General features: G+C 59.9%; 24 protein-coding genes and 1 tRNA gene. 9 read left to right on the forward strand and 16 right to left on the reverse strand.

Annotation, left to right across the window (positions count from 1 at the left end; genetic code table 11):
• Positions 1 to 5: 5 nt before the first annotated feature.
• From R3X27_RS01650 to R3X27_RS01695, 10 genes are all read right to left on the reverse strand, one after another.
• Positions 6 to 1,076 (reverse strand): LacI family DNA-binding transcriptional regulator, encoded by a 1,071-nt coding sequence (locus R3X27_RS01650; protein ID WP_317707069.1) that lies wholly within the window; start codon positions 1,074 to 1,076, stop codon positions 6 to 8.
• A 126-nt stretch (positions 1,077 to 1,202) separates the two neighbouring features.
• Positions 1,203 to 1,757, reverse strand: a complete 555-nt coding sequence (locus R3X27_RS01655; protein ID WP_317707070.1) for a flagellar basal body-associated FliL family protein — start codon at positions 1,755 to 1,757, stop codon at positions 1,203 to 1,205.
• Between the two features lie 11 nt (positions 1,758 to 1,768).
• A complete protein-coding gene (gene flgH, locus R3X27_RS01660; protein ID WP_317707071.1) occupies positions 1,769 to 2,497 on the reverse strand; it encodes a flagellar basal body L-ring protein FlgH in 729 nt (242 codons plus the stop codon).
• 26 nt (positions 2,498 to 2,523) lie between these two features.
• On the reverse strand, positions 2,524 to 2,955 hold the full coding sequence (gene flgA, locus R3X27_RS01665) for a flagellar basal body P-ring formation chaperone FlgA (protein ID WP_317707072.1): 432 nt from the start codon (positions 2,953 to 2,955) through the stop codon (positions 2,524 to 2,526).
• Positions 2,952 to 3,737 (reverse strand): flagellar basal-body rod protein FlgG, encoded by a 786-nt coding sequence (gene flgG / locus R3X27_RS01670; RefSeq protein WP_317707073.1) that lies wholly within the window; start codon positions 3,735 to 3,737, stop codon positions 2,952 to 2,954. The genes flgA and flgG overlap by 4 nt, the downstream gene beginning before the upstream one ends.
• A gap of 12 nt (positions 3,738 to 3,749) precedes the next feature.
• Positions 3,750 to 4,463, reverse strand: coding sequence for a flagellar hook-basal body complex protein (locus R3X27_RS01675; RefSeq protein WP_317707074.1), 714 nt, complete (start codon positions 4,461 to 4,463; stop codon positions 3,750 to 3,752).
• Positions 4,464 to 4,467: 4 nt separating this feature from the next.
• Positions 4,468 to 4,734 carry a flagellar biosynthetic protein FliQ gene (locus tag R3X27_RS01680; protein ID WP_317707075.1) on the reverse strand — a complete coding sequence of 89 codons (267 nt, stop codon included), beginning with the start codon at positions 4,732 to 4,734 and terminating at the stop codon, positions 4,468 to 4,470.
• Between the two features lie 4 nt (positions 4,735 to 4,738).
• On the reverse strand, positions 4,739 to 5,029 hold the full coding sequence (fliE, locus tag R3X27_RS01685) for a flagellar hook-basal body complex protein FliE (protein WP_317707076.1): 291 nt from the start codon (positions 5,027 to 5,029) through the stop codon (positions 4,739 to 4,741).
• A gap of 11 nt (positions 5,030 to 5,040) precedes the next feature.
• Positions 5,041 to 5,433: a flagellar basal body rod protein FlgC gene (gene flgC / locus R3X27_RS01690; protein WP_317707077.1), complete on the reverse strand. Its 393-nt coding sequence runs from the start codon at positions 5,431 to 5,433 to the stop codon at positions 5,041 to 5,043.
• A gap of 11 nt (positions 5,434 to 5,444) precedes the next feature.
• Positions 5,445 to 5,846 (reverse strand): FlgB family protein, encoded by a 402-nt coding sequence (locus R3X27_RS01695; protein ID WP_317707078.1) that lies wholly within the window; start codon positions 5,844 to 5,846, stop codon positions 5,445 to 5,447.
• A gap of 66 nt (positions 5,847 to 5,912) precedes the next feature.
• Between R3X27_RS01695 and R3X27_RS01700 the strand changes: the two genes are divergently transcribed.
• Complete coding sequence (locus tag R3X27_RS01700) at positions 5,913 to 7,241, forward strand: FliI/YscN family ATPase (protein WP_317707079.1); 1,329 nt, start codon at positions 5,913 to 5,915, stop codon at positions 7,239 to 7,241.
• Between the two features lie 43 nt (positions 7,242 to 7,284).
• Here R3X27_RS01700 and R3X27_RS01705 read toward each other — a convergent pair whose 3' ends face one another.
• Positions 7,285 to 8,544 (reverse strand): lytic murein transglycosylase, encoded by a 1,260-nt coding sequence (locus R3X27_RS01705; protein ID WP_317707080.1) that lies wholly within the window; start codon positions 8,542 to 8,544, stop codon positions 7,285 to 7,287.
• Positions 8,545 to 8,688: 144 nt separating this feature from the next.
• Here R3X27_RS01705 and R3X27_RS01710 point away from each other — a divergent pair, with 144 nt between their 5' ends.
• Both R3X27_RS01710 and R3X27_RS01715 read left to right on the forward strand, forming a co-directional pair.
• On the forward strand, positions 8,689 to 10,065 hold the full coding sequence (locus tag R3X27_RS01710) for a hypothetical protein (RefSeq protein ID WP_317707081.1): 1,377 nt from the start codon (positions 8,689 to 8,691) through the stop codon (positions 10,063 to 10,065).
• A gap of 14 nt (positions 10,066 to 10,079) precedes the next feature.
• Entirely contained in the window at positions 10,080 to 11,015 is a 936-nt protein-coding gene (locus tag R3X27_RS01715) for a hypothetical protein (protein WP_317707082.1), read from the forward strand.
• Positions 11,016 to 11,028: 13 nt separating this feature from the next.
• Here R3X27_RS01715 and R3X27_RS01720 read toward each other — a convergent pair whose 3' ends face one another.
• Complete coding sequence (locus R3X27_RS01720; RefSeq protein WP_317707083.1) at positions 11,029 to 12,504, reverse strand: mannitol dehydrogenase family protein; 1,476 nt, start codon at positions 12,502 to 12,504, stop codon at positions 11,029 to 11,031.
• Entirely contained in the window at positions 12,504 to 13,712 is a 1,209-nt protein-coding gene (uxuA, locus tag R3X27_RS01725) for a mannonate dehydratase (protein WP_317707084.1), read from the reverse strand. Before uxuA ends, R3X27_RS01720 begins: the two co-directional genes overlap by 1 nt.
• 342 nt (positions 13,713 to 14,054) lie before the next feature.
• Here uxuA and R3X27_RS01730 point away from each other — a divergent pair, with 342 nt between their 5' ends.
• On the forward strand, positions 14,055 to 14,711 hold the full coding sequence (locus R3X27_RS01730) for an SGNH/GDSL hydrolase family protein (RefSeq protein WP_317707085.1): 657 nt from the start codon (positions 14,055 to 14,057) through the stop codon (positions 14,709 to 14,711).
• Positions 14,712 to 14,732: 21 nt separating this feature from the next.
• Here the strand turns inward: R3X27_RS01730 and R3X27_RS01735 are convergent, their stop codons facing one another.
• Genes R3X27_RS01735 through R3X27_RS01745 form a run of 3 tightly spaced genes read right to left on the reverse strand, consistent with a single transcriptional unit; the run spans position 14,733 to position 18,174 of the window.
• A complete protein-coding gene (locus R3X27_RS01735) occupies positions 14,733 to 16,328 on the reverse strand; it encodes a 5-guanidino-2-oxopentanoate decarboxylase (RefSeq protein ID WP_317707086.1) in 1,596 nt (531 codons plus the stop codon).
• Positions 16,325 to 17,518 (reverse strand): pyridoxal phosphate-dependent aminotransferase, encoded by a 1,194-nt coding sequence (locus tag R3X27_RS01740; protein WP_317707087.1) that lies wholly within the window; start codon positions 17,516 to 17,518, stop codon positions 16,325 to 16,327. Before R3X27_RS01740 ends, R3X27_RS01735 begins: the two co-directional genes overlap by 4 nt.
• A complete protein-coding gene (locus R3X27_RS01745) occupies positions 17,515 to 18,174 on the reverse strand; it encodes a TetR/AcrR family transcriptional regulator (protein ID WP_317707088.1) in 660 nt (219 codons plus the stop codon). Before R3X27_RS01745 ends, R3X27_RS01740 begins: the two co-directional genes overlap by 4 nt.
• A gap of 264 nt (positions 18,175 to 18,438) precedes the next feature.
• Here R3X27_RS01745 and R3X27_RS01750 point away from each other — a divergent pair.
• From R3X27_RS01750 to R3X27_RS01770, 5 genes are all read left to right on the forward strand, one after another.
• A tRNA-Pro gene (locus R3X27_RS01750) sits at positions 18,439 to 18,515 on the forward strand.
• Positions 18,516 to 18,849: 334 nt separating this feature from the next.
• Positions 18,850 to 19,839 (forward strand): glycosyltransferase family 2 protein, encoded by a 990-nt coding sequence (locus tag R3X27_RS01755; RefSeq protein WP_317707089.1) that lies wholly within the window; start codon positions 18,850 to 18,852, stop codon positions 19,837 to 19,839.
• 10 nt (positions 19,840 to 19,849) lie between these two features.
• On the forward strand, positions 19,850 to 21,175 hold the full coding sequence (locus R3X27_RS01760) for a glycosyltransferase family 2 protein (RefSeq protein ID WP_317707090.1): 1,326 nt from the start codon (positions 19,850 to 19,852) through the stop codon (positions 21,173 to 21,175).
• Between the two features lie 858 nt (positions 21,176 to 22,033).
• Positions 22,034 to 23,197, forward strand: coding sequence for a UDP-galactopyranose mutase (locus R3X27_RS01765; RefSeq protein WP_317707091.1), 1,164 nt, complete (start codon positions 22,034 to 22,036; stop codon positions 23,195 to 23,197).
• 124 nt (positions 23,198 to 23,321) lie between these two features.
• Positions 23,322 to 25,088, forward strand: coding sequence for a glycosyltransferase family 2 protein (locus R3X27_RS01770; RefSeq protein WP_317707092.1), 1,767 nt, complete (start codon positions 23,322 to 23,324; stop codon positions 25,086 to 25,088).
• Positions 25,089 to 25,136 lie beyond the last annotated feature (48 nt).

The raw sequence follows: 25,136 nt of genomic DNA on the forward strand, positions 1-25,136 counted from the left end.
TGCGGTCAGTTCCGTTGAAGGGTGTCCCCCAAAGTCAACTTTGGCATCAACACAACCTGTTCTCCACCGGTCGAACCATCGGCACCGGCCCGCTCTGCGACAATCCGTGCAGCGGCTTCACCGATTTCCCGGCGACAAGAATCCATTGTGGCCAATTGCATCGGCAGACCATCCAGCAGATCGATCCGGTTGAAGCCGGCCATCCCAAGGTCCTGAGGAATGGCGATCCCTTTTTCGAGGCAATAGAGCATCCCACCGGCGCCATTCAGGTCATTGGAGTAGTACAGAAAGTCCAGATCTGGCGTCCGCTCGAGAATCGCCTGGGTCATCTCGCGTCCTTTGCCGAAACCGGAACCGCCTTCGTAGAACTCCTGGTCGGCCAACGAAATCCCGGCGGCGTCCAATGCATCGGTGAAACCCTCCAGCCGCTTTCGGGCCCGGTGGTCCAGGGGCATTTTCGAGCCAAGGAATCCAATCCGGCGATAACCGGAATCGATGATCGCCTGCGCCATCATGCGTCCGGCCCGGCGATGAGAAATACCGACCATGGAATCCACGGGTTCGCCGTCGACATCCATTATTTCGACGACAGGGATCCCCGAATTTCTCAACATTGCACGCGACGATTCGGAGCGTTCAAGACCGGCGACAATGACCCCTGAAGGACGCCAACTCAGCATCTCGTAAAGGACCTTTTCCTCCTGTTCCGGCCGGTAGTGAGTGACACCAAGAACAGGTTGAAGCTCCGTATCCTCGAGCACTGAGGAAATCCCGTTGATCACTTCCGGAAAAACAAGATTTGACAGTGATGGGATAACGACTGCGACGAGATTGACCCGGCTTGATGCGAGCGCGCCTGCGATCTTGTTGGGGACGTACCCCAGTTGTTTCGCGGCGGCCAGAACACGCTCTCGTGTCGCTGCGCTCACATCACCACGGTTCCGCAATACCCGGCTAACCGTCATTTCGCTTACCCCGGAAGCTTCCGAGACGTCGCGGAGCGTGAGGGGGCGGCGTGTCTCCGGATGAGACTTCGTCACGGGTCCGGAGGGGGGAGGGAGTTCATCTGTGCTCATGCATGTGTGTTAGCGCCAATTGTCTGCCGGTGAAAGCGTCCAGAAAGGCAATAGTCGCTTTGGAGCAAGGCAATCTGTCGCGACCTGACGGGCTCCTGGAATGGGGCCCGTGTCGATGAGAACCCGTCAACCAAAGTCCTGACGGGCGATGTCCGTGATCAGGACATCGTAAATATCGGCCCCCAGAAGCTGTTTCGCCGCAAGTCTGAGTTCCTGCCTCAAGACATCCATCTGGTCTCCCCGGGTGAACTCACCATCAAACCCGCCTACATTCGCATGGTCGAAGAGAACTTGCAGGAAAGTGTCGCGAATGCGGGGTTCGCGCGAATACACCAACTCGCGCTTGCCTATAGGCGTTTCCAGGCTGAGCGATAGAACAACCATGGACTTCACTTTTCCATCGGTGAGGACTGGAACCACGAACTGATTGTTGAGCTTGGTGAATTCCGAATCTGTACTCGTCGGGTCATGCGCATCCTCGTCACCGTGATCCGAACTCGAAGTGTGGCCGTCGGAGTGAGCATTGTCAGATTCTGTCGGCTCGGCGTGCTGTTCCGCATTTTCGCCATGCGTTTCTTCCGTGTGAACGCCGCTTTCTTCTGCTGGCTTGAGGTACAGGCCAGCACCGACGCCGGCACCGGCGCCGATCAATGCCAGAACTAGGGGAAGAACAAACCGCATTGGGTTTCTCCTCAGAAGGGAAGGAGGATATCGGCGACCTGCTGGCCGTAGCGCGGCTGCTGGACATCCGTGATCTGCCCGCGCCCGCCGTAGGAGATCCGCGCCGATGCGATCTTGTCATATGTTATTTCGTTCTGGCGCGTGATGTCTTCGGGACGGACGTAGCCTGTCACCAGCAGTTCCCGCAGCTCGAAATTGACTCGGACTTCCTGACTGCCCTGGATCTTCAGGATGCCGTTTTGAAGCACTTCGACGACAGTCGCCGCGACGCGCAAGGTGAGCTTCTCCGAACGTTGGACGGACCCATCGCCTTCCGAAGAGCTGGAGGAGCTCAAATCCACAGCGGGCTCGAAGGATGCGCCATCCGGCAGCCGCTTGGAGAGCCGTTCCGGCAGTCCCAGCAGATCGGACACTTCCATGTTTTCGCCGGAACTGCGCGAGCGCTCGGTTGAGTTGGAGATCTTCGCCTCGTCATCGATCTCGATGACGACCGTCAGGATGTCACCTTGTTGACCAGCACGTCGGTCACCCAGCAAGGATTGCCGGTCGCGGCTCCACAGGGAAGCTGTATCGCCCGGATGGTTCGGGGCAAGCGTCTCGGGAAGAGGCACAACGGACATAGCCCTATGCTCGTAGGTCCCTGATGATTCTGTGAAGTCCGGGCGTTTTCCGACATCCGCCACCCGGTCGCAGGACATGAGGGCCAGTGTCAGGGCGGCAAGGATTGCGACGTTTCTCATCGCTATGTCTCCATTCTTGTAGAATTCTAATTTTGAGAACCGACGAAGACTCGCCCATCGGGGCTCACGACGCCGGAAACGGTGTTTCTGGATGAAAGGTTCATGACTCGAACGCGTTCGCCGATCGCGGCGCGTGACAGGGAACGACCCTCGGTGGAAATCGCCAATCCGCCCTGGTTGAAGACCAGCATGACGATCTGGTTCCGTTCGATTGCGGCGGGAGGGACGAGGTCCTCGGGGCGGATTGCCCGTCCTGCATAGAGAACCACGCGCGCCTCCATTCCGATCGCAGCTTCGGGATCGGAGAGTGCGCCGGGCAGCGGGTCTGGTACGAGTTTCACATCTTCCGGTGAGATGATGGACCTGGAACGCACCGTGTGCGTCGCGACGAGCGATTGTGCCAAGCACTGGTTGGCAAGCAGAGTCGTCAGCAGGAGGGAAAGGAAAACACGGGTCATCGGATCTGCGTCGTCGCGCCAAGCATCTGATCAACAGCCGTGATGACCTTGGCGTTCAGTTCGTAGCCCCTCTGGGCCTGAATGAGGTCGGTGATCTCGCGGACGGAATCGACGGAGCTGTCTTCGAGATAGCCTTGGCGAAGGGTACCCAACCCGTCCTCGCCGGGCGAGGAGACAAGCGGCGGTCCGGATGCCTCTGTCTCGAGGAACAGGTTGCCGCCAATCGCTTCGAGACCCTTCTCGTTGGAGAAGTCTGCAAGGGTAAACTGACCGAGCAGTTCCGCATCCACCTCCCCGTCGAAATAGGCGTAGATCTCGCCATCTGCATTGATCGAGATACTTCGTGTATCGTCCGGGACAGTGATGTCCGGGACGACCGAGAACCCGTCCGAGGTCACGATCAGCCCATCTGCCGAGAGTTTCAGGGCACCATCGCGAGTATAGCCGGAAGCGCCGGAGGGAAGGGTCACTTCCAGATAGCCTTCGCCATCGATGGCAACGTCCAACTCTCCGCCCGTCGACGACAAGGAGCCTTGTTGATGGTTGACCGTTACAGAGGAGGGGCGAACGCCAAGGCCGATCTGAACGCCGGTCGGCACAATCGTACCATCGGAGGCATTGATCGAACCCGGGCGCGTAAGCTGTTGATAGTGAAGATCGGCAAACTCGGCGCGACGAGCATTGTAGCCGGTCGTGCTCATGTTGGCGAGGTTGTTCGAGATGACGTCGACCCGCATCTGCTGGGCGGCCATGCCGGTAGCGGCGATCTTGAGAGATTGCATTGCGGTCTCCGATTATCTTGAAAGCGTGTCGATGAGGCTCGAAAGACGTTTTCCTTCCCGCTCCGAGAAGGACTGGCCGAGTTCGTAGCTGCGTTGCACCTCGATCATCCGTGCAACCTCGACCACGGGATTCACGTTGGATCCCTCTACGAATCCCTGAAGGACACTGGGGGAGTCGACGGGTTCGTAGCCACCTGTCGCCGCGAACAAAGTAGAGCCCTCGCGTGTCAGGCCAGCAGGGTCCGTTGGCGTGACGACGCCGAGCTGCGCAAGGGGGCGGCCATCGGCACTGACGGTCCCATCGGTCGCGATGGAGATCCCGCTGGCATCCGGGGGAATGAAGATCGGCGCACCACCATCGTCCAGGACAAGGTTGCCGTCGGGGGTCATAAGGTCGCCGGTGTCGCCGGGAATGAAGTTGCCCGCGCGGGTCAGACGTTCGCCCTGCTCGGTATTGACGATGAAGAAGCCGTCTCCCTCGATGGCCACGTCGAAGGTGCCGCCAGTCGGTTCGAGCGTTCCCTGAGTCAGGTCGAGATGGCGACCGCGGGCGGCTGCAAGAGAGACGGATTGGTCCGGATTGCCACCGCTCTTGATGTATTCGGAGAAGACCACGCCCTCACGCCGGAAGCCGGTCGTCGACATGTTCGCGATATTGTTCGCGATTGCCTGCATCTCGTTGAGAAGGCCGGATTGGCGCGATAGCGTCACATATCCTGTGCTCATGGTTCTAGACTCCCGCAACGAGCGGAATGATCCGCGCGGTGAAGAAACTGACCAGCGTCTGCGTCATGTAGTTCATCGACAGCCAGAACACCGTGACGATCGCCAGCAACTTCGGGACGAATGTCAGCGTCATTTCCTGAATCGATGTCAGCGCCTGAAACAGGCCGACGGCAAGGCCGGCAACCAGCGCAACAGCCAGGATCGGAAAGGCGATCATCACCGCCGTCCAGAGCCCCTCGCGCATTGTATCGAAATAGATGACCTCATTCATCGGATCAGACCGGCATCCGCATGATTTCCTGGTAGGCTTCGACGACCTTGTCGCGCAGGGTCGAAGCCGTTTCGACAGCGAGTTCGGTCTGGGTCAGCGCCATGACCAGAGCATGGGGATCGGCTTTGCCGACCATTGCCGCTTTTGCGGTCCCCTCGGTCTGCTGCAGGCTCGCGGTGAAGTTCTCCGCCGCGAGTTGGAAACGGTCACCCGAGTTTCCGGGACTGGCGTTCGGGATGAGGGCGGGCTTTGCCGCCTGGTAGCCGCGTTCGGCACCGGTTGCGCGGATTTCCATTCTGGACTCCTTTATTTCCTGAGCAACTCGAACAGGCTCGAGGTCATCTGCCTGGCCTGATCGAACATCTTGAGGTTCGCCTCGTAGCTTCGCTGCGCTTGTCTGGCGTCGGCAATCTCGACCACAAGGTCGACATTGGATCCGTCGAAATACCCGGTTGCGTCGGCCATCGGATGGGCCGGGTCGAAGACGCGCTCCAATTGTGTATTGTCGAGCTGCACCGGTCCGGTCACGACTTGGCCGATGTCCCGCGATCCGCTTTGAAGCGGTTCGAAGGCGACGGTCTTGCGGTGATAGCCGGGCGTGTCGACATTGGAGATGTTCTCCGAGATGTGACGCAAGCGGGTCGATTGTGCCTTCATGCCGCTGGCGGACAGAGAAAGCGTGTTCAGAAGGTCGCTCATCAGGATTCTCCTTAGCGGCCGAGGCTGGCGCGCATGATGCCCAGCCCACTCTGATAGATGGAAAGTGCCATTTCATGTTGCTGGCGGATGTCGGCGGATGTCAGGATTTCGTCTTCAAGGGAGACGTTGTTTCCATTTGGTTTGACGGTTCCGCCGTCCTGAACACGTGCCTTCATCGGCATCGAGTCTGACATGGCGCCGAGATGCCCTGGCCGGGTGGCACGCATTGATGCGCTGCCACCGGAAGCTTCATATGTCTCCGCGAAACTTGGAAGGCCCAGTCGCTTGAAGCCGGGGGTGTCGACATTTGCGATATTCTTCGCGACGACAGACTGACGCGTCGCGGCGTGTTCCGCCAGCTTTTGCGCCATGCTCAGCAATTCGATTCTGTCAGTCATCGGGGTTTCTCCCACGGGTTTCAACCTTGGCTTAACCCCGATTCCTTTAGAAACGGTGTGCGACCAAAAAGGGAACACAGCATGAACGGCAGAAGCCTAGAGACACTCGCCTGCGAAGTTCAGACGATGACACCGGTGCGACCGGTGGGCCGCGTCGTGGCGGCGGGCCATGGAATAATGACGATTGGAGGGCTGCATCTGGAAGCGGCCCTGGGAGATCATGTTCGGCTGGAGACTCGGAATGGCGCCTTGCGTGGTGAAGTGGTCAATGTGTCGGAAGAGGGTGTCGTCGTGCTTCCGGACGGTTCGGGAGAAGGCGTCCGAATCGGAGATCCCGCGCTCCTGAAGGGGGCGCCGGTCATTGCCCCGTCCGATCATTGGATCGGTCGAATCGTTGATCCCTATGGTCAATCTCTGGATGGACGAAGCCTCGGTCGGGGTCTGACCGAACGTCCCTTGCGCGCGAAACCACCCGTCGCCACCCGGCGCCGCGCGCTTGGAAACCGGCTATCCACGGGTCTCGCTGTGTTCGACACCATGCTGCCGCTGGTGCGCGGCCAGCGGGTTGGCATCTTCTCCGGTTCGGGCGTCGGGAAATCGACGCTCCTGGGGAACCTGACCCGGGAGGTCGATTGTGACGTGGCCGTCGTCGCGCTTGTTGGCGAGCGGGGGCGCGAGGTTCGGGAATTCGTCGAGTCGAATCTCGGTCCGGAGGGCATGAAGAAATCCATCGTTGTCGCCGCCACCTCCGATCAGCCGCCGCTGACCCGGCGTCGCGCGATGTGGACCGCCATGTCCATCGCCGAGCATTTCCGCGACCAGGGGCGGCATGTCCTCTTTCTTGCTGACTCGGTGACACGTTTTGCCGAGGCACATCGCGAGGTTGCACTTGCGGCCGGCGAATCCTCTTCTCTGCGTGGTTTCCCTCCTTCGACGGCGCATCAGATCATGGCGTTGGCAGAACGTGCTGGTCCGGGTGACGAGGAGTGTGGCGGAGACATCACGGCGGTCTTCACCGTGCTCGTTGCAGGCTCTGACATGGACGAACCCATTGCCGACATTCTGCGCGGCGTCCTCGACGGTCATATCGTGCTTGATCGCCAGATCGCGGAGCGCGGTCGTTTTCCCGCCGTCGATCTCTTGCGATCTGTCTCGCGAAGCCTGCCCGCGGCCGCGAACAAGGACGAGAACACCCTGATTCGCGTCGCTCGGCAGCGACTCGGCGCCTATGATCGCGCCGAGGTCATGATTCAGGCAGGGCTCTATGCTTCCGGGAGTGACCCTGAAATCGATGCCGCGATCCAAGTCTATCCGCTTCTGGATGCCTTTCTCTCGGAGAACTCGCCCGATGGGCCTGAAGGAGCCTTCGCGCGGTTGTCGGAGATCCTGATGCGGCACGGTTCGGGATGACACCCGGCCCTTGAGGCGGGGACTCCTCGGTGCTGGACATCTCTCAGCGGGCGATCGCCGTCTTCAGGGCGGCGCTCGGAAAGCAGGTTGCTACCTGGCCATGAGCCTCCTGCCAACGACCGATCGAACGCCGCGTCTTGAAACCCGGCAGACCGTCCACTCCGCCGACATCATTCCCCTCCTTGACCAGCGCGGCCTGGATCCGGGCCACGTCGGAGCGGAGAAGCCCTCCGACTTTGCCCCATGGCGCGGAGAAGTCACCGGAGCCATAGGCGATCCGGTCGCCGACATGTCCAACGAAGAGCGCATAGAGGTCGCTCATATTGTAGTCTTTCAGCACGTAGAAATTCGGCGTGACGATGAATGCAGGACCGTGCCGGCCGGCCGGCATAAGCAGGAACCCCTGACCCTTTCGTTCCGCAGCTGGAAAGGAACGGCCAGACACGCGGGCGATTCCCATCGCCTCCCAGTCATCAATGCGTCGTCCCTGATCCGGCCCTTCGAGCGCACAGGAGACGCTGTCCGGCACTCGCACCTCGAAGCCCCAATCGCGGCCAGGTATCCAACCATGCGCGTCCAGATACCGCCCGATCGAGGCGATCGTATCGGCCTCCGACCCCCAGATATCCGCCCGCCCGTCGCCATTTCCGTCCGCCGCGTATTTCAGGAAGTTCGTCGGCATGAATTGCGGCTGTCCCAAGGCGCCGGCCCAACTGCTCTTCATCGCATCCGCCGGAACATGGCCAGAGTCTGCAATCTTGAGCGCCGCGATCAGTTCGTCAGTGAAGTAGTCCGCACGTGTGCTCATGAATCCTTTCGTCCCAAGCACCTCGAACGCATCAAGCGGGATGTCGACCCGCCCGTAGGCGCTCTCACGGCCCCAGATCCCCAGAATGATATGGCCCGGAACACCCGTTGCCCGCTCCGTCGCTGCAAGGCTCGCGGAGTGCCGTTTGGCCATCTTCCGACCGACGGAGGTCGCCCCATCTATGGAATTTCGGTTGAAATACTTCGCCGGAGAGCTGAATTCGGCCTGATGCTGGGTCTTTGGCGTGACCGGTTCTGTTCCCGGCGGGACGAGGTCGGGCAGCTTCCAGTTGAGCGAGACCCCGGCAAAGGCCTGATCGAAGGTTTGGCGCGACACCGATTGCGCGCGCGCTCGGGGCCAGACCGTTGTCTCCAACCATTCCTGGAACTGGTTTTCGACCTTGGCGCGGTTCTGGGCAGTGGCCGATACGCAGGAAAGAGCAAGAAACAGAAGAAATAACAGGGAATGGCGAAGCACGGGCACGGTCCTGGTCATGGATGTTTGCGGGTATCCTAGCCGCTGGTGGGGCCTCTGTCGCCCTTGCCTGTCGGTTCGGAATTGCAGACGATCTCCCTGCTTCAGCCACATTGTTGACGAACTGCGCAATAGACTAGGCGCCGGGAATTCGAAGGTGTTGTTATGTCCAGCGATCGAACAAAGGACGAGTTTGCAGAGCGTCTGCGCCGTATCGAGGCGAAGCGACGGGCTGCGACTCCCGGCTACAAGCCACCCCGGTTGCCCGATTTCTCCAATCTTCCCGAGGACAAGCTGATCCGATCGGCGCCTCGGCGGGGCATTGGCGCAGGTGGCGTGATGCTCGGCCTCATGAGCTTCATGGCCTGTGTCGGCGTGGCGGCGGCATATGTTCTGCGCGACGACCTGCCTTTCGAGGTCGCTTCCCTCACCGATATCAGCCGGGAAGCTTCCCTGGTGGCCAAGGCGGGGGTTCAGGCACTCGGAGGTCCTGTCAGCTTGGTCGCACAGAAAGAAAAACAGCCAGAGGCGCCGCTGAAATACTCCGATGATGGCCGTATCCTGCGCTCCCCGCTCGTGGCGACCGCGTGGTATGGAGACGTGGCGATCGACGAAGTGGTCAATGGTTTCCAGCCCAATACCTCTGACACTTTTCCAGCCTCCGTCACGACCTACGAACCGGCAGGGAGCTGCGTTCCGCGCCCACTCGGAACCGGCGAGTCGCTCGCCAATATCCGGATCGACAGGGGCGGACCTGTCGTCGGTGTCCAGTCCTTCTCCAACGCCGCCTTGGCCGACCGCTTGTTGCGCAATGTCGAGGCAGAAATCGTGCCGGGGAAGGCCTATGACAAGGGCGGTCGTCTCTCGCCCGAGATGCGAGTCGTGGATGTCTTCCTGACGGATCTCTCCGCACCGCAATATGTCGTGTTGCAGAACCTGAGCGGCGCGATCCTTTGGAACTTGCAGCCCGCACCCGGGGTGGAGATCGCCCATGTGTTGATGATCTCGCCGGGCGGTTCGGCAGTGTCTACGGGGAGCGATACGCTTTCCGTGCAGGCATTACGGACGGGCGATTTCGTTTCCAAGGCGGATTTTGAGTCAATCCGCGTGAACTATCGTGGAGATCCCCCCGAGAACGACTGTTTCATCAGTCCCTGGCGCAAGCCACAGGAGCACTGGCTCGGCTGGCAGAAGGCGCAAAAGCAGAACATGCTCTTCGTGAACCGGATCCATACCTTCACGCATGGCCATGCGCGGTTCGACGAGTGGTTCACCCGCAGCTTTGGGCAATCCGCGGCGGATGGCGTGGTCGCAGCAGATGAGGCCGCGCATGTGCTGGTCGGACCGGTGCCTGAAGCGACCTTTGCGTATGTCCCGCTGCAGGAGCGACCAATCTGGATGTTGAATCAGGACCACATCGTCATTGGCAACGCAGCGGCGCGCGCTGAGGAAATCGAGTCGATCCATTGGGAACGTCTGACGGCGGCTCTGGGGGGAGATGCGTCGCGCCTCAACCCGGCTCCGAAAAGGGCAGGGCAATGACAGCAAGACGTCTCATGAGAGCCGCTCTCTTCCTGGCAATTTCACTCCCTCTGATGGCCACCGGACCAAATGTCCAGGCCAAGGAGGGAATGGTCACAGCGGATGGAACGAAGCCGTCGCTTCTGAGTTGGCTTGGCGCGCCGCGGCCGGCCGAACGAAAGGCGTCGCAGAAGCTGACCCGGGAGCATTCCGTTTCCGTTTACGAGTTTGTCCGGATCGAGGACATCCTGGCGCCGGGTGAGGTCATGCCAGACCCGGTATTCCACAAGCTTTATGTCACGTCGCGCGCACCAATGCGGATGATTGCCTATTGCGATGACGTGATAGAGACGATCGGTCTGCTTTGCGATGTGGGTGCGCCCAATGTGCGGGATTGGGGCGACGGGCGGTACGAGATAACGGCCCGTCTCTATTATCGGCCGAGCTTCGATATGGGAGAGCGCAAGCTGGTCCGTGGCGGTGGCTGGCAAACGGGGACGGTCGATCTTGGTGGAAACCGGCGGAGTGACGATACGGCTCCGATCTACAGCACCGGGAATCGGCGCGCGGCACTTGAGCGGGTCCGCGATATCTGTGGGAAACTGGTGGCGCAATATGGCACCTGTGTGCCGGCAAGTATCAAGTTCAATCGGGCGGGGTATTTCGGAGCGGAGAGCGAGGAGAAGGAGACGCGCATGTCCGTCTCTGTCAACGTGAATGTCTACGCGATGCAATCTGAGAAGAGTTATCGCGAGATCCAGGCCGCCATACGGGACGCAGCCGGGCCGGATCGGAGCCTGGCCGCGACACCGCAGTCGGGGATTTCGGCAGCGGGTAGCATGTCCTCTCCAGTCCGGCACCTGATCCTGCTGGCCGTTGCCCGGCAGATCGGGGATCTGGACCGAATGACCCGTCTCATGGCGCGCCCCTGGCAGACGCTGCCCGCATTGATTGCGCGCAGCGCCATGTAACCTCGAGGGAGGATCAGGGCAATTCGCTGGCCGCCTCGGCCGCGATTGCGGAAGCGACGCCGACCTCCAGCATGCTTGTCAGCGCACCGATCACTTCGCCGCGCCATTCCGGGGCAGCCATCAACGTCTCGGGGAAGACGCCACGCAGCGCGGCAAGGGCGCTGAAGATGCTATCGCCCGTCTGCGCATTGGCCAGTCGTTCGGAAATCTCGACCTCCATCGGATCGCGCAAAGCGTAGCGTTCGCCATCATCTGTCCGCCCGAGGCTGTAGCGCATCCAGGCTGCGGTCGCGAAAGCGAAGGGCCGGACATTCTGGCCCGATTGTAGCGCCGCGAGGGCCGGTTGAAGGATCCGCTGCGGCAGCTTCTGCGTGCCGTCCATGGCGATCTGGTAGGTCTCATGAGCGATAGATGGGTTGGCAAACCGCTCAAGGAGCTCTTGGGCGTAGGCGTCGAAATCGATCCCCGGCAACGGGTCGAGCGTCATTGCGGCTGAAGAGAAATGGCGTTCGATCAGGCGGCGGAGGTCCGTATCGGCCACGGTATCCCGCACGTAGCGATGCCCGGCGAGAAACCCCGAATAGGCGAGCATCGAATGGGCGCCGTTGAGCATCCGCAGTTTCATCTGCTCGTAGGGCGCGACATCCTCGACGAAAAGCGCGCCGCCGACCTCCCAATCCGGACGTCCGGAAGGGAAACGATCCTCGATGACCCATTGGGTGAAGGGTTCGGTCTCGATGGCAGCCGCGTCGTCATGGCCGGTCAGGCGCGCGGCATCGGCAAGCGTCGTCTCTGTCCGCGCGGGCGTGATGCGGTCGACCATGCAGGAGGGGAAAGCCACCTCGCTGGCGATCCAGTCCGCCAGATCCGCGTCAAGGCGATTGGCGAAATCGACCACGCCGGAGCGCAGCATTGTGCCGTTCTCCGGAAGGTTGTCGCAGCAGAGCACGGTGAAAGGCGCAACCCCGGCGGCGCGGCGCAGCTTGAGTGCCTGGACCAGCAGGCCAAGCACGCCCTGCGGTGCCTCGGGGGTGGTGAGGTCGGCGATGACGGCAGGGTGGGACTCGTCCGCCCCCCCTTTGGCGCGGTCGATCCCGTAGCCTTTCTCGGTAACCGTCAGGGTCACGACACGCGTCGCCGGCGCGGCAAGCGCGCTGCGGACCTCTTCGATATCGGTCGCGCCCGAAACAGCGCGGGAAATCGCGCCGATGATCCGGGCTTTCGGTTCGCCCGCGCCGCGCTCGATCAGCGTGTAGAGCCCGTCCTGCGGCGCAAGCTCGTCGGCGGGCGCGGTGCTGCGCAACGAGACGCCGAGGATGCGCCAGTTGCCGCCGGAGCGGGCAAGTGCATCGTCTGTATAGACGGCCTGGTGAGCGCGGAAGAAGGCGCCAAGACCGAGATGGACGATGCCGGTCCCGTGCTCGGACGGCGTGAAACCTGGAGCCGCAACGGTGTCAGGCAGCGATACGGAAGCGTTCAGGCGGGGCATCAGGCGATCTCCTCATGGCGGGTGGCGGCGATGATGCCGCGCAGTTCGGCCAGCCCCTTGAGGCGGCCGATGGACGGGTAGCCGGGTTGGGTCCGGCGGGTCTGGTCGTCCAGGATGTCCTGCCCGTGATCGGGGCGGAAGGGGATTGACCAGTCGGCGCGGCCGGCGGCACGACGGCGGGCTTCCTCTCTTAGAGCGGCTTGGACAACGGCGACCATATCCGTGTTGCCGCCGAGATGTTCGGCTTCGTGGAACGAGCCGAACAGCGCGTCGGATTCGCGCCTCACGTTGCGCAGGTGCAGGAAATGGACGCGGTCGCCGAGCCGTTCCATCATGCCGGGCAGGTCATTGTCGGGCCGGGCGCCGAGCGAGCCTGAGCAGAGCGTGATTCCGTTCGAGGACAGGTCCACCGCTTCGACCAGCCAGCGGTAATCCGCTTCGGTGGACATGATGCGTGGAAGGCCGAGCAGCGGCATCGGCGGATCATCGGGGTGACAGCAGAGCCGCAACCCGAGTTCCTGCGCCACCGGCGCGACCTCCTCGAGAAAGGCGGTCATGTTGGCCCGCAATTGTTCGGGCGTCATGGAGGCATATTCGGCCAGGTGCTTGCGGACATCTTCCATGGTGAAGTTCTCGGCTGCCCCCGGCAGCCCGCAGACCACGTTATTCGCGAGCGCGGCCTTCTGCGCATCGCTCATCGATGCGAAGCGGGCCGTCGCTGTTTCGCGCAGCTCCACGTCGTAATCGTCCTCCGATCCCGGACGTTCGAGGATGAAGAGATCGAAGGCGACGAAATCCACGAGGTCGAAGCGCATGCAGGTCGCGCCATTGGGCAGACGATGGGCGAGGTCGGTGCGGGTCCAGTCCAGCACCGGCATGAAATTGTAACAGATGACTTCGATCCCGGCCGTGGCGAGATTGCGCAGGCTCACCTTGTAGGTCTCGATATGAGCGCGCCAGTCGCCCTTCTGCTTCTTGATATCTTCTGAGACGGGCAGGCTTTCGACCACATCCCAGGTCAGCGTAGAGGCGCTGCCATCGGACATCGTGGCGACCTCCCGTTTGCGGGTCTCGATCTCCTCGGGCGTCCAGAGCGCGCCCGTAGGCACGTGGTGCAGCGCCGAGACGATCCCCTCGACGCCGGCCTGTCGCACGTCGTCAATCGAAACAAGGTCTTTCGGGCCGAACCATCTCCAGGTCTGTCGCATCGCATCCTCCGTTGTCGGCGCGGGCGCGCCGCTCGGCGTGTCATAGCACCGCGCAGATATGCTGACTAGCATACAAGTAGGCAAGCCTGCCCTGCGAGCCGCGACAGAGCGCGCCAGGCGGAGCGAAATGGGCTAAAAACCGCCGCCTCTCTGCTCTGGACGTTACGTCCCCTGTTCTTGTTCAGAGATTTTTTAGATTGGGACTCAGTGCCATCTTGCTAGGATCTGAACTCGGAAACGTGGTCGTGGCGAGCGAAACCGGAGGGTGAGATGCCGAGACGAGCGCTGCAATATCCCCGGGCTCTGGCGCAGGCACTGCAAGTGAAACGAAGGGCACTCCGAATGCCGGAACCGGACGGTCCTCGGCATGGCGTGACTGGTGACGGCGCAGCCATGCGACTGTTGGTGCTGGGCGATTCCTCTGCGGCCGGTGTCGGCGTCGCGCATCAGCGCGATGCGCTGACCGGGCAACTCGTCGCCCGGCTCTCCGAGCGATCCCGCGTGAACTGGCAGCTTGTCGCGGTTTCCGGCGCGACCACGGGTTGGGCGCTGAAGCGTCTTCGTGCGGCAGATCTCGGGCAATTCGACCTTTCGGTGATTTCGTTGGGTGTCAACGACGTGAAGAATGGCGTGCCGCAGGCGATCTGGGCGCGGAACACGCGGGAAATCCTGCGAACACTGGTCGAACGCCACGGATTGCGGCGCATCTACCATTCTGCGTTCCCGCCGGTCGGTCGCTTCCCCTTGCTGCCGGAGCCCCTGCGACGCATCCTTGGCCAGCGCACAGAGCGGTTCGATGCTGCCCTGCGGGAGATCGTTCAAGGACAGCCCGAGGCCCGATTCCTGTCGTTGGAGATGGACCATCTTGACGAGCGGCACATGGCAGAGGACGGCTTCCATCCGGGCGCGGCGATCTACGAAAGCTGGGCGGAACGCGTGGAGCGCGCTCTTGCCAGCGAGCCGCTCGGGGAGATCGAGACACCGCGCGCAGCCTCCTGAACGGCGCTTGAGTCGTCTGGGTTAAGCCGCCCCGCCCCGTCTCGCGTCGATTTCGAGAAGCTTCGGCCCGTCCAGTGGCAACAGCTTGTCCAGCGCCGCAGCGATCGCTTCCGGGGAAGGGGCCGCACTGGCATGCGGCATGGAGCAGGCAGCGGCGATACATCGGTAGTCGGGGGCGACGGGATCGCAGCCGACGACCTCGATACCGACATCGCGCATGGCATTGCCGATCTCCAGGAAGGCGGAGTTGTTCCAGATGACAAAAAGGACGGGCAACCTTTCCTCGACGGCGGCCATCATTTCCGGCTGTGTAAACTGCGCTCCGCCATCGCCGGCCAATGCGATGACCGGAGTGTCCGGCGTTCCGATGGCGGCGCCGATGGCGGCTGGGATTGCATAGCCGAGCGCGCCGAAGCCGGTCGAGCCGTTGAACCAGCCGCCGGGCCGGTCGTGATCATAGGCCAGATTGGCCGCGTATATCATTTGCGTGGAATCGCCGGCGATGATGGCGCCGGGCAGCCGGTCTCGCAGCGTTATCAGCATCTCGACGAGGCCGGGATAGGGCGCGGCGAGGTCTCCGAGGCCCGCCATCGCGGCGGCGCGTGTTTCGGCGGCCCGTTGTTTTCCCGACGCCGATGGCGTCCCCGCGGGCAGAGCTTCGACCAGTTTCGGCAGCAGCATCTCCACCCGCCCTTCGAGCGCGAGTTTGACCGGGTGGCGCGCCAGTTGCTCCGCGCAACAATCGATGCGGATCATGGGTGGAAAATCAGGCAAACCGCCAAGCGCGTACATGTCGTAATCAGTTGGCCCAAGCTCGGTGCCGAGCGCGAGGACGAGGTCGGCGCTTTCGATCAGGCGACGCACCGCGGCAAGGCTCGGGCTGGCCGGAACCGCCAGTGGATGGCCATGCATCAACCCGCGTGCATTGGTCGTCTGAACGACCGGCGCGCCGAGTCGTTCGGCCAGCTGCGTCAGTGGGGCATCCATCCGTGTTGCCCCGCCTCCAGCCAGGATCACCGGGTGTCTTGCGGCTGCAAGGCGGGGGGCTGCGGTCGTGAGATCCGGTAGCGGGTTTGGCTCCTTCGGCGATGCAACCGGTACGAGGGCATGCTCCATCGGCATCACGTCGGTCGGAACCTCGATATGCACCGGCCCCGGGCGGCCAGACGTCAGCGCGGCAAAGGCTCGGTCGAGGGCCGGTTCGAGTTGCATGGGTTCCTCGACGGTCTCGGAATGCAACGCCACGGTTCGGGCAAGGGCAAGCTGGTCGGGCAATTCGTGCAGACAGCCAAACCCCTTGCCGAGTGACTCCCGTCGGTTCACCCCGGAGATCACGAGCATGGGAATTGAATCAGCCCGCGCCTGCGCCATCGGCGTCAGAATGTTGGTCAGGCCCGGCCCGGTGATGACAAAAGCCACGCCCGGCTTGCCGGTCGCCCGCGCATAGCCATCAGCCATGAACCCCGCACCTTGCTCATGGCGCGGCGTAACATGCCGGATGCCGGAGCCGGCGAGGCCGCGATAGAGCTCGATCGTATGCACGCCGGGAATGCCGAAAACGGTATCGACCCCGCGCGCCTTGAGACTGTGGACAAGTGCCTCACCGACCGTCGTCATGCCGCACACCCTCCGCTGCTCCGCCGTGCGGCATGGGTCAGGATGCGGTCGCAAGCGCGTTCGAGATCGGCATCCGTCACGGTTAGCGCCAGCCGGACCCAGCCGGGCAACCCCGTTCCGAAGGAGCAGCCGGGCATGACGGCCACGCCGGTCTCTTCCAGAAGCTCGAATGCGTAATTCAGTGAGGAGAGACCAAGCGCCGAGACGTCAAGCAGCGCAAACATCCCAGCCTGCGGTCGGTGCACCCGGATCTCGGGCACATCTGCGAAACGTTCCACAAGGAAATCCGCCCGCCGCGCAAGGCGCGCTCGCATACCGGCCGCAACCTCGGAGGGCGCTGCGACGGCTTTCGCGGTCATGTCGGCGATGAAGGGCTGGTTGCCGAAGAGCATAGTCTCGGCAACCGGCAGCAAGCGTTGGGCGAACTCTGCCGAGCCGATGCACCAGCCGGACCGGAAGCCCGGCGCGGCATGAGACTTGGAGATCGAGGTCGCGACCACGGTCCGCTCGGCCAGCTCCGGAATGTCCAGCGGTGACACGAATTCGACATCGTCAAAGACCAACTCCTCATAAACCTCGTCGGACAGGATCCAGAGGTCATGGGCCTTTGCGACCGCACCGATCTCGATCAGGTCCGCGCGGGTCAGCACCGCGCCGGAAGGGTTGTGGGGTGTGTTCAGGAAGATCACCCGCGACCGGGGCGTGACCCGCGCCGCGATGTCCTCCGCCGCGATACGGAAGCCGCGCTCGGGGCGCAGCGGTACGGCAACAGCCAGAGCACCGGTCGAGGCGATCACCCCCTCATAGGTCGCATAGAGCGGATCGCCGACGAGCACTTCGTCGCCAGCGGCGGAAAGGGCGGCCATCACGGCATAGAGCGTGGTCTGGGTGCCGGGAAAACAGAGGATCTGATCCGGTCCGATCGCTCGTCCGCACCTCGCGGTGTACCGTGCCGCCAGCGCGTCGAGCAGATCCGCCTCGCCACGCCCGTTGGAGTAGCCTGTCCGCCCCTGCCGCAACGCGTTGATGGCGGTTTCGACCAGCGCCTTCGGGGTTGGCACGTCCGGCTCGCCAATTGTCAGTTCGATGATGTCGCGCCCCTGTGCGAGCAGGTCTTTCGCGCGGATGTGGACATCCCATTTGGCGCTGCCGAGGCCGGTCAGACGGTCGGTGATCGGAGCATATCTCATTGTTCTGCACTGTCCTTCTGCACGAGGGGAATTCCGGTGATGTCGCCAACCGACTGCAGCCCGATCCGGGTGAGGTCTTCGGCGGAGAACTGTTCCGGCAGGATGGAACCCTCGAGCCATAACCCGTCGAGCAGAGCGTTGACGGCGATAGCGAGTTGACGCACCCGGGCGGCGTCGGCAACCAGCCCCTGTTCGGTAAGCGCCGCCGCGATCAGCCCCTCCAGCACCTGTCGAAACTCGCGATAGCTGTCCATGTGGACCCGCCGAAGCTTCGGCCTATGCCCGATCTTCTCGATGAAGGCGGCCCAGAGCTGAACCGCCTGTGCGCCGACAACCGGAGGCGCCAGTGTCCTCTGGACGAAACCCGCCAACCGTTTGACCGGCGTCCCCTGAACTTCGTCGAGGGCCAATTCGCAAGCCTCCAGCAGCACTGTCATGTGATGGGCATAGGCGGCGCAAACCAGGTCTTCCTTCGACGCGAAGTAGTGCCGGATCAACCCGGGTGTCACGCCGGCTTCGGCAGAGATCGCGCGGACCGAGGCGGCTTCGAGTCCCTTCGAAGCGATCACCTTGAGGGTTGCTTCCATCAGTTCGATCCGCCGCCGGTCCGGTGACGCGCGCCGATAGCTACGCGTCCTTTCCTGATCGCCGTTCATCGGCCGCCTCCTTTGTTATACGTTCGTATAATAACAGAGCGCGGAGATTGACAAGTCCTTGTGGCGTCTGGGTATTGTTTTGTGGACGAAGTTTTCGTGTCGTTTGCTGAAGTCATAGGTCCTGAAGATGATTGCACCAGAGCTTGGCAACATGAGCCTCGGAACGGACTGGCATGCAGGCGAGAAACAAGGTCTTTCGTCGAAAAGGTCGGGTAGAGGCTCTTGCCATTTCTCACCTGGCCCTGTAATCGCCTGCCTCACGGTCGGAGTGTAGCTCAGCCTGGTAGAGCACTGTCTTCGGGAGGCAGGGGTCGGAGGTTCGAATCCTCTCACTCCGACCAATGTAACCACTTGATGTGCAAAGCATCGAATGTGGTTGCTCGCATCGACGCGCGTGGTCGAGCATCTGTCTGTCACTCTCTCGTTACTCGTAAAGCAACGCTGCCCCAACGATGGAGCAAGCGAAGTGGCAACTATCAGGAAGCGTGGCAACAAGTGGTAGAGCATCGTCAGACGTGACGGCAGAGGGCTTTCACTTCGTCCCCGATTTCGCGGCAACCGCCCTTTTCAGGGATCGGGTCCCGCCTCTGCCGTGGTCATCAACAGAGCCCATTTCATTCAGGTAGCGCCTACGCTAGAGCTTGGGAGCCAATGACACTCGGGGAAAAATCAAACATGCCCATCGAGGTTTCGGTCGTTATTCCGACCCACAACAGATGCGACGACGTAGAGCACACGATCAAGACGCTTGCGGCAATAGGGGATTTCGAACTCGAGATCATTGTCGTCGATGACGCATCGACCGACCGAACGGTGCCCATGCTTGAAGCTCTTCGCTCCGAGCAACGCAACTTGAAGGTCGTCACCAACACCCGAAACCTCGGAGCCGGTAGATCAAGAAATGCAGGATTCAACGAAGTTCAGGGACAGTACACAATCTTCCTCGACGCGGATGACCTGGTCCATCCCGCAGGCCTGGTTGACATGCACCTGGCAGCCGTGACAACGAATGCGGATATCGTTCTGGCGCCCTTCGATCTGAGTTCCGGTGTCGGGCATCCAACGCGAGACATGCACGGGCTCGAGCGCCGGATGTGGGCGCGGATGACAGAACTTGCTCCTGACGGCATTTTCACACTGGGCGCCATCCCGGAAGTCATGCGAATCGCAAACTACCCGTGGAACAAACTAATCAATACGAGATACGCGCAAAGCATTGGCCTTCGTTTCGGGGATACACCTGTGCACAATGACGTGTTCGCGCATTGGCAAACGATGTTGCAGGCTCGATGGATTGCCTTCACAAAAACAAATATATGTACACATATTGTTCCCATAACGAGCGGTAACATTACGAATATTTCCGACAAGCGGCGCCTTGGGCTTTTTGATGCGCTCGAGGAAGTGGAAGATTTCTTCGACGAAAAACCGTTTCTCAGAGCCAATTACTACCACCATTTCCTGTCCTTCAAGGTCGATGTGCTGATCTGGGCGTCAACAATTATCGACAAGGCGCACGGAGCGGACTTTCTATATCGCAGCAAAGACGTGCTTAGGCGGGTCAGAGTATCGGATGCCCTGCGTCTGGCCGAAGATAATCCTGAAAAAGCAAAAACCTTCAGAGTTTTGCCCGCGATTCTTAGTGCGGATCTGGATCTGGCTTGAAGGGAAGCAGATGCGAAAATTATCGATAATCGTAACGTCCTACAATGTCGAATCGTATATCAAAGAATGCCTTGACGACATCGCCGGCCAGACACTCGACAATTTCGAAATAATTGTCGTCGATGATGGTTCAACGGATCGTACTCAGGAGATTATTCGAGATTTCGCCGAAGGCAAAGACAATGTGAAACTCATCCTGAATGAGAAAAACACCATTGGCGGCGTTGCCACGGCGGCAAACATCGGATTGGATGCTGCTACGGGAGAGTTCATTGGATTTGCTGATGGCGATGACAGATACGACAGGGATTTTTTTGCCACTCTCTACGATGCCGCGATCAGGACTGAATCCGATCTTGCTCTCTGTAATTACTTCATCCTCGACGACGCCAGTGGTGCGTTGTCGAACCCAGCCGACTTCCTTTTATGGAAGCAATTTCCGCGCGAAACTTCATTGCCCTTGAATATGGAGACGCGGCGTAAACTTCTCTCATTCATCGCGGTTCCGTGGCGTAAGATCTACCGGCGACAAATGATCGAAGCCGCAGGCATTCGGTTCCCCGTAGGTGATTTCTTCTTCGAAGATAATCCGTTTCACTGGCGCACGTCTCTCGCCGCAAAGCGCTGCGTCTGGGTCCCTCAGCAATTGTGTCAACACCGGGTAAATCGCGCCGAACAGACAATGGCCACCGTCGATCGTCGGATCTTTAAGATGTTCGACCATCATGCGATTATCGCGGCGGACCTTGAAAAAGCGGGACAACGCGAGACCTACAGCGTTGATCTCGCGAATTGGCTGATCGGACAGGCGAGTTGGATAGCGCCAAGATGTCCCGAGGAGTTACGCGTCGAGTTGTTGGAAGCGATGGCTCCGAGGTTTCGAGAACACAGCCTGGACGAGCTTCGTTCGGCGCTTGAAGGCAGGGGTAAGCGCGATCAGGGGAGCTGGATCGCTCTTATGGCTCGAACTGGAAAACGCCGATATTTCGATGAGGTCTTTCGCGAATATGGAAAACGCCGTCTTATGGCGCGAGCAGTTTTCAAATTCAATCGATATGGGTTGGTGAAAATTGACTGGGTGGACATTTTAAGCGCTCCGCTTCGCTTGACCTCCTATATCGCTGACAAAGTCCTGTTGCGTGGCGTCAATGCGCGCCTGACGGTACTGGACGAAAAGCTCGATGAAATATCGCGGGAGCTTCGCGTGCAACGAGAGGGAAGCTTTGCATCTTTGGAGCTCTTGGAGCGGGACGTTGAAGAATTGCGCTCAGATCTGGAGCATGTCGGTCTTGATCGGCTTCGGGGTCCCGGCCACCCGCGGCGCCCAGATGCATAGATTCCGACGCCCGGCGGTCTGAGAAAACCTTGACACCCGTGGCCAACCCGATGCGGTGGCGACCGGCCATTGGGTGTCTATCTTGACGACTGCACGTTCCAGGCCAGCAGTTCGTTGACCCAGCATTGGGGGTGTCCTGCGGCTATGGCATTCAGCGCCACCCTTGGCAGGGCACAGATAAGGTTTTCCGGCTGAGAGTTTCGTTCGTCTGCGTTTTTTTCGACCTATGAGCCAAGGGTTGACCGGCTCTCCGCTCCTTCATCCAGACCATGGCCGCGCCAACCTTGCGAAGTAGTCGTCAGCCATCATCACGGAGAGACGCGCGCAGATCCTTCCACAACGCGTGCAGGGCGAAGGCGCCTCCACAGGATCAGGTGCCGTCGGCCGAGACTTCCGTAACTGTAGTATCCACTCGACCGGGTGCCTGATTGAGCCAATTCATCAACGGATCGAGTTTCTCAGGGGGCGATCAACAATCCTGTTGGAATCAGCAGAAACTGAGTATTTTCGGTTCGGTCGGTCGCTGGCAGTGGAAGACAGCGCATGCCGCTGCCATCTCGTGACCCCCCTTTGCTTGGTGCAACCGACCCTGAACGGGGTCCAGCATTCAAGACTGAAAGACCACGTAACGTGCCACACTTAAAACTCCACAAGTCCACTCACCCCGGTGTTCGATGTCATAGAAGACAGTCTGACCATAAACTTCGGACTCGGCGTCCAAGTGTTTAACCTCAGTGCCGATACCGACGCTGAACCCGGTTTTTTGTGTCTGTCATCTCGTGGCGGATCGCCTTGCTACAGCGGCGGCAGCATGGCAAGAAGACCCGGCGAGGTTGCACGAAACAAAAGGGGGCCGGAATGCCGTTGGATCGCAGGATTGTTTGCGTGGGCGCAGGGTTCTCGGGTGCCGTGATTGCACGTGAGTTTGCAGAGGCCGGTTTTGAGGTCCTTGTGATCGACGAACGCGGTCATGCGGCGGGCAACTGCCACACGGAGCGCGACGAAGCCACCAACATCATGGTGCACAGATACGGGCCGCACATCTTCCATACCGACAATCAGGAAGTCTGGGATCTTGTGAATCGGTATGCCACTTTCATGCCCTATGTGAACCGGGTGAAGGCCGTTTCGGGTGGGAATGTCTATTCGCTGCCCATCAACCTTCACACAATCAACCAGTTCTTCGGCATGCAGATGAACCCAGCCGAGGCTCGGGAGTTCATCCGTTCGAAGTCTCGCCAGGATATCGACGAACCGCAGACTTTCGAAGATCAAGCGCTAAAATTCGTTGGCGACGAAATCTATAAGGCCTTCTTCTACGGTTACACACGTAAGCAGTGGGGGATCGAACCGAAGGAATTGCCGGCATCTATTCTCAAACGCCTTCCGCTGCGGTTTACCTATGATGACAACTACTTCAATCATCAGTTTCAAGGCATTCCGGCTGAAGGCTACACGCACCTGGTTGAAGGAATTCTCGATCATTCGAATATCGAATTGCGTCTCGGCGCAAAATTCGAGGAGTTGGACGAGGCGCCACTGCATGTTTTCTATTCTGGGCCAATTGACCGCTACTTCGCACACAAGCTCGGCCGGCTCGGATACCGGACACTCGATTTCGAGGAGATCCGCAGCGACGACGACGAGGGGATCGGAAACGCTGTCTTGAATTATGCGGACACAGATGTGCCCTGGACACGGATTTCGGACCACAAGTTTTTTGCGCCATGGTCGCTGGACGAAACGAAAGGCAGCCTGCAATTCCGTGAGTATTCTCGCGCATGTGAGCCGGGGGACACTCCTTATTATCCTGTCCGACTTGCCACCGACAAAGAACTCCTTGGCCAATATGTCAAACTCGCGGGGGAGACCGAAGGTGTGACGTTCGTCGGTCGCCTTGGCACGTACCGCTATCTGGATATGGATGTAACAATTGGCGAAGCGCTCGAGGCAGGTCGTGCAGCCCTGTCTGCCATCAAGGGTGGAGACCTTCCCCAGACCTTCTATGAATCCGTTCTGTGATCGGGGCGCTTCGTGCAATGCACCCCGCTGAACTGGTCGGGTTTCTACCTTGGTACAACAAGCCAAGGATTCACTAGCCACAAGAACCAGTTATCCGCAAGCTGGGCGAACTAGGGTTCCGATCATGCGCAAGATTCTCCAGAATGTCGTTCTGCCCGAGTATGGAGAACAGGCTAGCGCTGAGCTTTACTATCGGAAGAACGATATTTCGCCACCACGCTATAACGACAGTGGATTGGCACTCCGATTCGGACAACAGGCCGACTTCTGTACCTTTTACAATGTGTTTAGCTGTAAGAAGTGGCGCTCCTTTGCGCCCATTTCGGGTGCCGCGTTTCGCCTGTACGGAACTGGAACCGTTCGTTGCCAGATCTTCGGGCATACGGAGCACGCTCTCAAAATTATGCTTCGTGACCTAGAGTTGGACCTGGGATCGGAGGTCGAGATTCCTTTGGAAGACGATGAGATTTCATCTCTTGCGGCCATTTCCTTCAGGATTGTCGGTTGCAGAGAAGAAAGCACCCTTCTCGGGGGGGCGTGGTCAGTTGAAGGCGCTCCGAAGCGCGAGGTGAAGCTGGACATCGTCATTACGACGTTCAACCGTGAGGATTCGATTCAAAAGACCATCGAGGCGTTTCGAAACGTTGTCTTGCCAGGGGTTCCTGATCGGCAGGTTCATTTGACCGTGGTCGATAATGGTGAAACTATAACGCCGAGCGTCGAACCCGGAATCGAAATCCTGCACAACCGCAATTTGGGTGGAGCCGGCGGGTTTACTCGCGGCCTGATGGAGTCGCTCAAGTCGGACCGGAACGCGACCCACGTCCTTTTCATGGATGACGATGCTGCCTGCCAGAGAGAAAGCATCCTGCGGACGCTTGCGGTTCTGGAGTATGCTGAGGATGATCGGACTGCGGTCGCCGGCGCCATGCTTATCATGTCCAACCCGACTGTCCAATTCGAGAAATCGGCGAGATTCTATCATGACATGTCAAGGGAGAAACGGACGATCAAGCCAATTGGCAGCGAAATAGATCTTTCCTACCCAGAGAATGTGATTCGCAACGATTTGGGAGAAGACGGAAACTACGGGGCTTGGTGGTATTTCGCCTTCCCCGTTTCCCAGGTCAAGCACCTTCCATTCCCGTTCTTTGTGCGTGGTGACGATATTGATTTTTCACTCTCGAATGACTTCAATGTCGTGACGTTGAATGGTGTGGCGTCGCATTGTGACGATTTCTCAACCAAGAAGAACCCGATTTCAGAATACCTTGCGCAGAGAAGCAATATGGCTTTGGCCTTCATGCATGGAGAAGATGATCGGATAAGGCGCCAATTGACGCGATTGTATCGCAGAATTGTCGGATTTGGAAATGTGTTCGATTTCGGAATGATGAGGGCTGCAATCTGGGCTCTGGAAGATGCTATCGCCGGACCAGAAGCTTTCGCGCACTTACCGTCACCGAAGGAACGTCTTCAGCAACTCAAGCGCCTTTCAAGAGGAGGGGAACTCTCAAAGTCAGATTTGCAAAGCTTGGTGCCTGTTCCACCGAAGAAAGGCTCTCTGGTGAGTCGACTGTTTCAGCGACCTCAGACGAATTTTTCCGCGGTGAAGGATGAAACAAAAATCGGCGTTATAAAGACCGCAAACAACTCGCATAGATTCGACACTTGGGCGTTCCAACGCGTCGTTCTCAACTACGAGGATGTTCCGTGTGTCTTTGAAAGGGATCAGGCCACGTATATCGAGCTCGAGACGGTCGTAAATGAATTGATCCGGACCGCGCGTAAAAACCGCGCTGAAATTCGTAGCGCTTACCTTCACCGGTCAGGTGATTTCAGAACCGAAACCTATTGGCAGTCTGTCCTGGGGCTTGAAACGGGCGATTGAGAACGGGCGTGCTGGAAAGTCTCGTCCGATAGCGTATCCGAGCCATCT

The sequence above is a fragment of the Tropicimonas sp. TH_r6 genome (genome assembly GCF_033101155.1).
Taxonomy (GTDB): Bacteria; Pseudomonadota; Alphaproteobacteria; order Rhodobacterales; family Rhodobacteraceae; genus Tropicimonas.

Bases quoted from the DNA above. Each gene is read 5' to 3' on its own strand.
- R3X27_RS01650 (WP_317707069.1), bottom strand. From the start codon at position 1,076: ATGAGCACAGATGAACTCCCTCCCCCCTCCGGACCCGTGACGAAGTCT.
- R3X27_RS01655 (WP_317707070.1), bottom strand. From the start codon at position 1,757: ATGCGGTTTGTTCTTCCCCTAGTTCTGGCATTGATCGGCGCCGGTGCC.
- flgH (WP_317707071.1), bottom strand. From the start codon at position 2,497: ATGAGAAACGTCGCAATCCTTGCCGCCCTGACACTGGCCCTCATGTCC.
- flgA (WP_317707072.1), bottom strand. From the start codon at position 2,955: ATGACCCGTGTTTTCCTTTCCCTCCTGCTGACGACTCTGCTTGCCAAC.
- flgG (WP_317707073.1), bottom strand. From the start codon at position 3,737: ATGCAATCTCTCAAGATCGCCGCTACCGGCATGGCCGCCCAGCAGATG.
- R3X27_RS01675 (WP_317707074.1), bottom strand. From the start codon at position 4,463: ATGAGCACAGGATATGTGACGCTATCGCGCCAATCCGGCCTTCTCAAC.
- R3X27_RS01680 (WP_317707075.1), bottom strand. From the start codon at position 4,734: ATGAATGAGGTCATCTATTTCGATACAATGCGCGAGGGGCTCTGGACG.
- fliE (WP_317707076.1), bottom strand. From the start codon at position 5,029: ATGGAAATCCGCGCAACCGGTGCCGAACGCGGCTACCAGGCGGCAAAG.
- flgC (WP_317707077.1), bottom strand. From the start codon at position 5,433: ATGAGCGACCTTCTGAACACGCTTTCTCTGTCCGCCAGCGGCATGAAG.
- R3X27_RS01700 (WP_317707079.1), top strand. From the start codon at position 5,913: ATGAACGGCAGAAGCCTAGAGACACTCGCCTGCGAAGTTCAGACGATG.
- R3X27_RS01705 (WP_317707080.1), bottom strand. From the start codon at position 8,544: ATGACCAGGACCGTGCCCGTGCTTCGCCATTCCCTGTTATTTCTTCTG.
- R3X27_RS01710 (WP_317707081.1), top strand. From the start codon at position 8,689: ATGTCCAGCGATCGAACAAAGGACGAGTTTGCAGAGCGTCTGCGCCGT.
- R3X27_RS01715 (WP_317707082.1), top strand. From the start codon at position 10,080: ATGAGAGCCGCTCTCTTCCTGGCAATTTCACTCCCTCTGATGGCCACC.
- R3X27_RS01720 (WP_317707083.1), bottom strand. From the start codon at position 12,504: ATGCCCCGCCTGAACGCTTCCGTATCGCTGCCTGACACCGTTGCGGCT.
- uxuA (WP_317707084.1), bottom strand. From the start codon at position 13,712: ATGCGACAGACCTGGAGATGGTTCGGCCCGAAAGACCTTGTTTCGATT.
- R3X27_RS01730 (WP_317707085.1), top strand. From the start codon at position 14,055: ATGCCGGAACCGGACGGTCCTCGGCATGGCGTGACTGGTGACGGCGCA.
- R3X27_RS01735 (WP_317707086.1), bottom strand. From the start codon at position 16,328: ATGACGACGGTCGGTGAGGCACTTGTCCACAGTCTCAAGGCGCGCGGG.
- R3X27_RS01740 (WP_317707087.1), bottom strand. From the start codon at position 17,518: ATGAGATATGCTCCGATCACCGACCGTCTGACCGGCCTCGGCAGCGCC.
- R3X27_RS01745 (WP_317707088.1), bottom strand. From the start codon at position 18,174: ATGAACGGCGATCAGGAAAGGACGCGTAGCTATCGGCGCGCGTCACCG.
- R3X27_RS01755 (WP_317707089.1), top strand. From the start codon at position 18,850: ATGCCCATCGAGGTTTCGGTCGTTATTCCGACCCACAACAGATGCGAC.
- R3X27_RS01760 (WP_317707090.1), top strand. From the start codon at position 19,850: ATGCGAAAATTATCGATAATCGTAACGTCCTACAATGTCGAATCGTAT.
- R3X27_RS01765 (WP_317707091.1), top strand. From the start codon at position 22,034: ATGCCGTTGGATCGCAGGATTGTTTGCGTGGGCGCAGGGTTCTCGGGT.
- R3X27_RS01770 (WP_317707092.1), top strand. From the start codon at position 23,322: ATGCGCAAGATTCTCCAGAATGTCGTTCTGCCCGAGTATGGAGAACAG.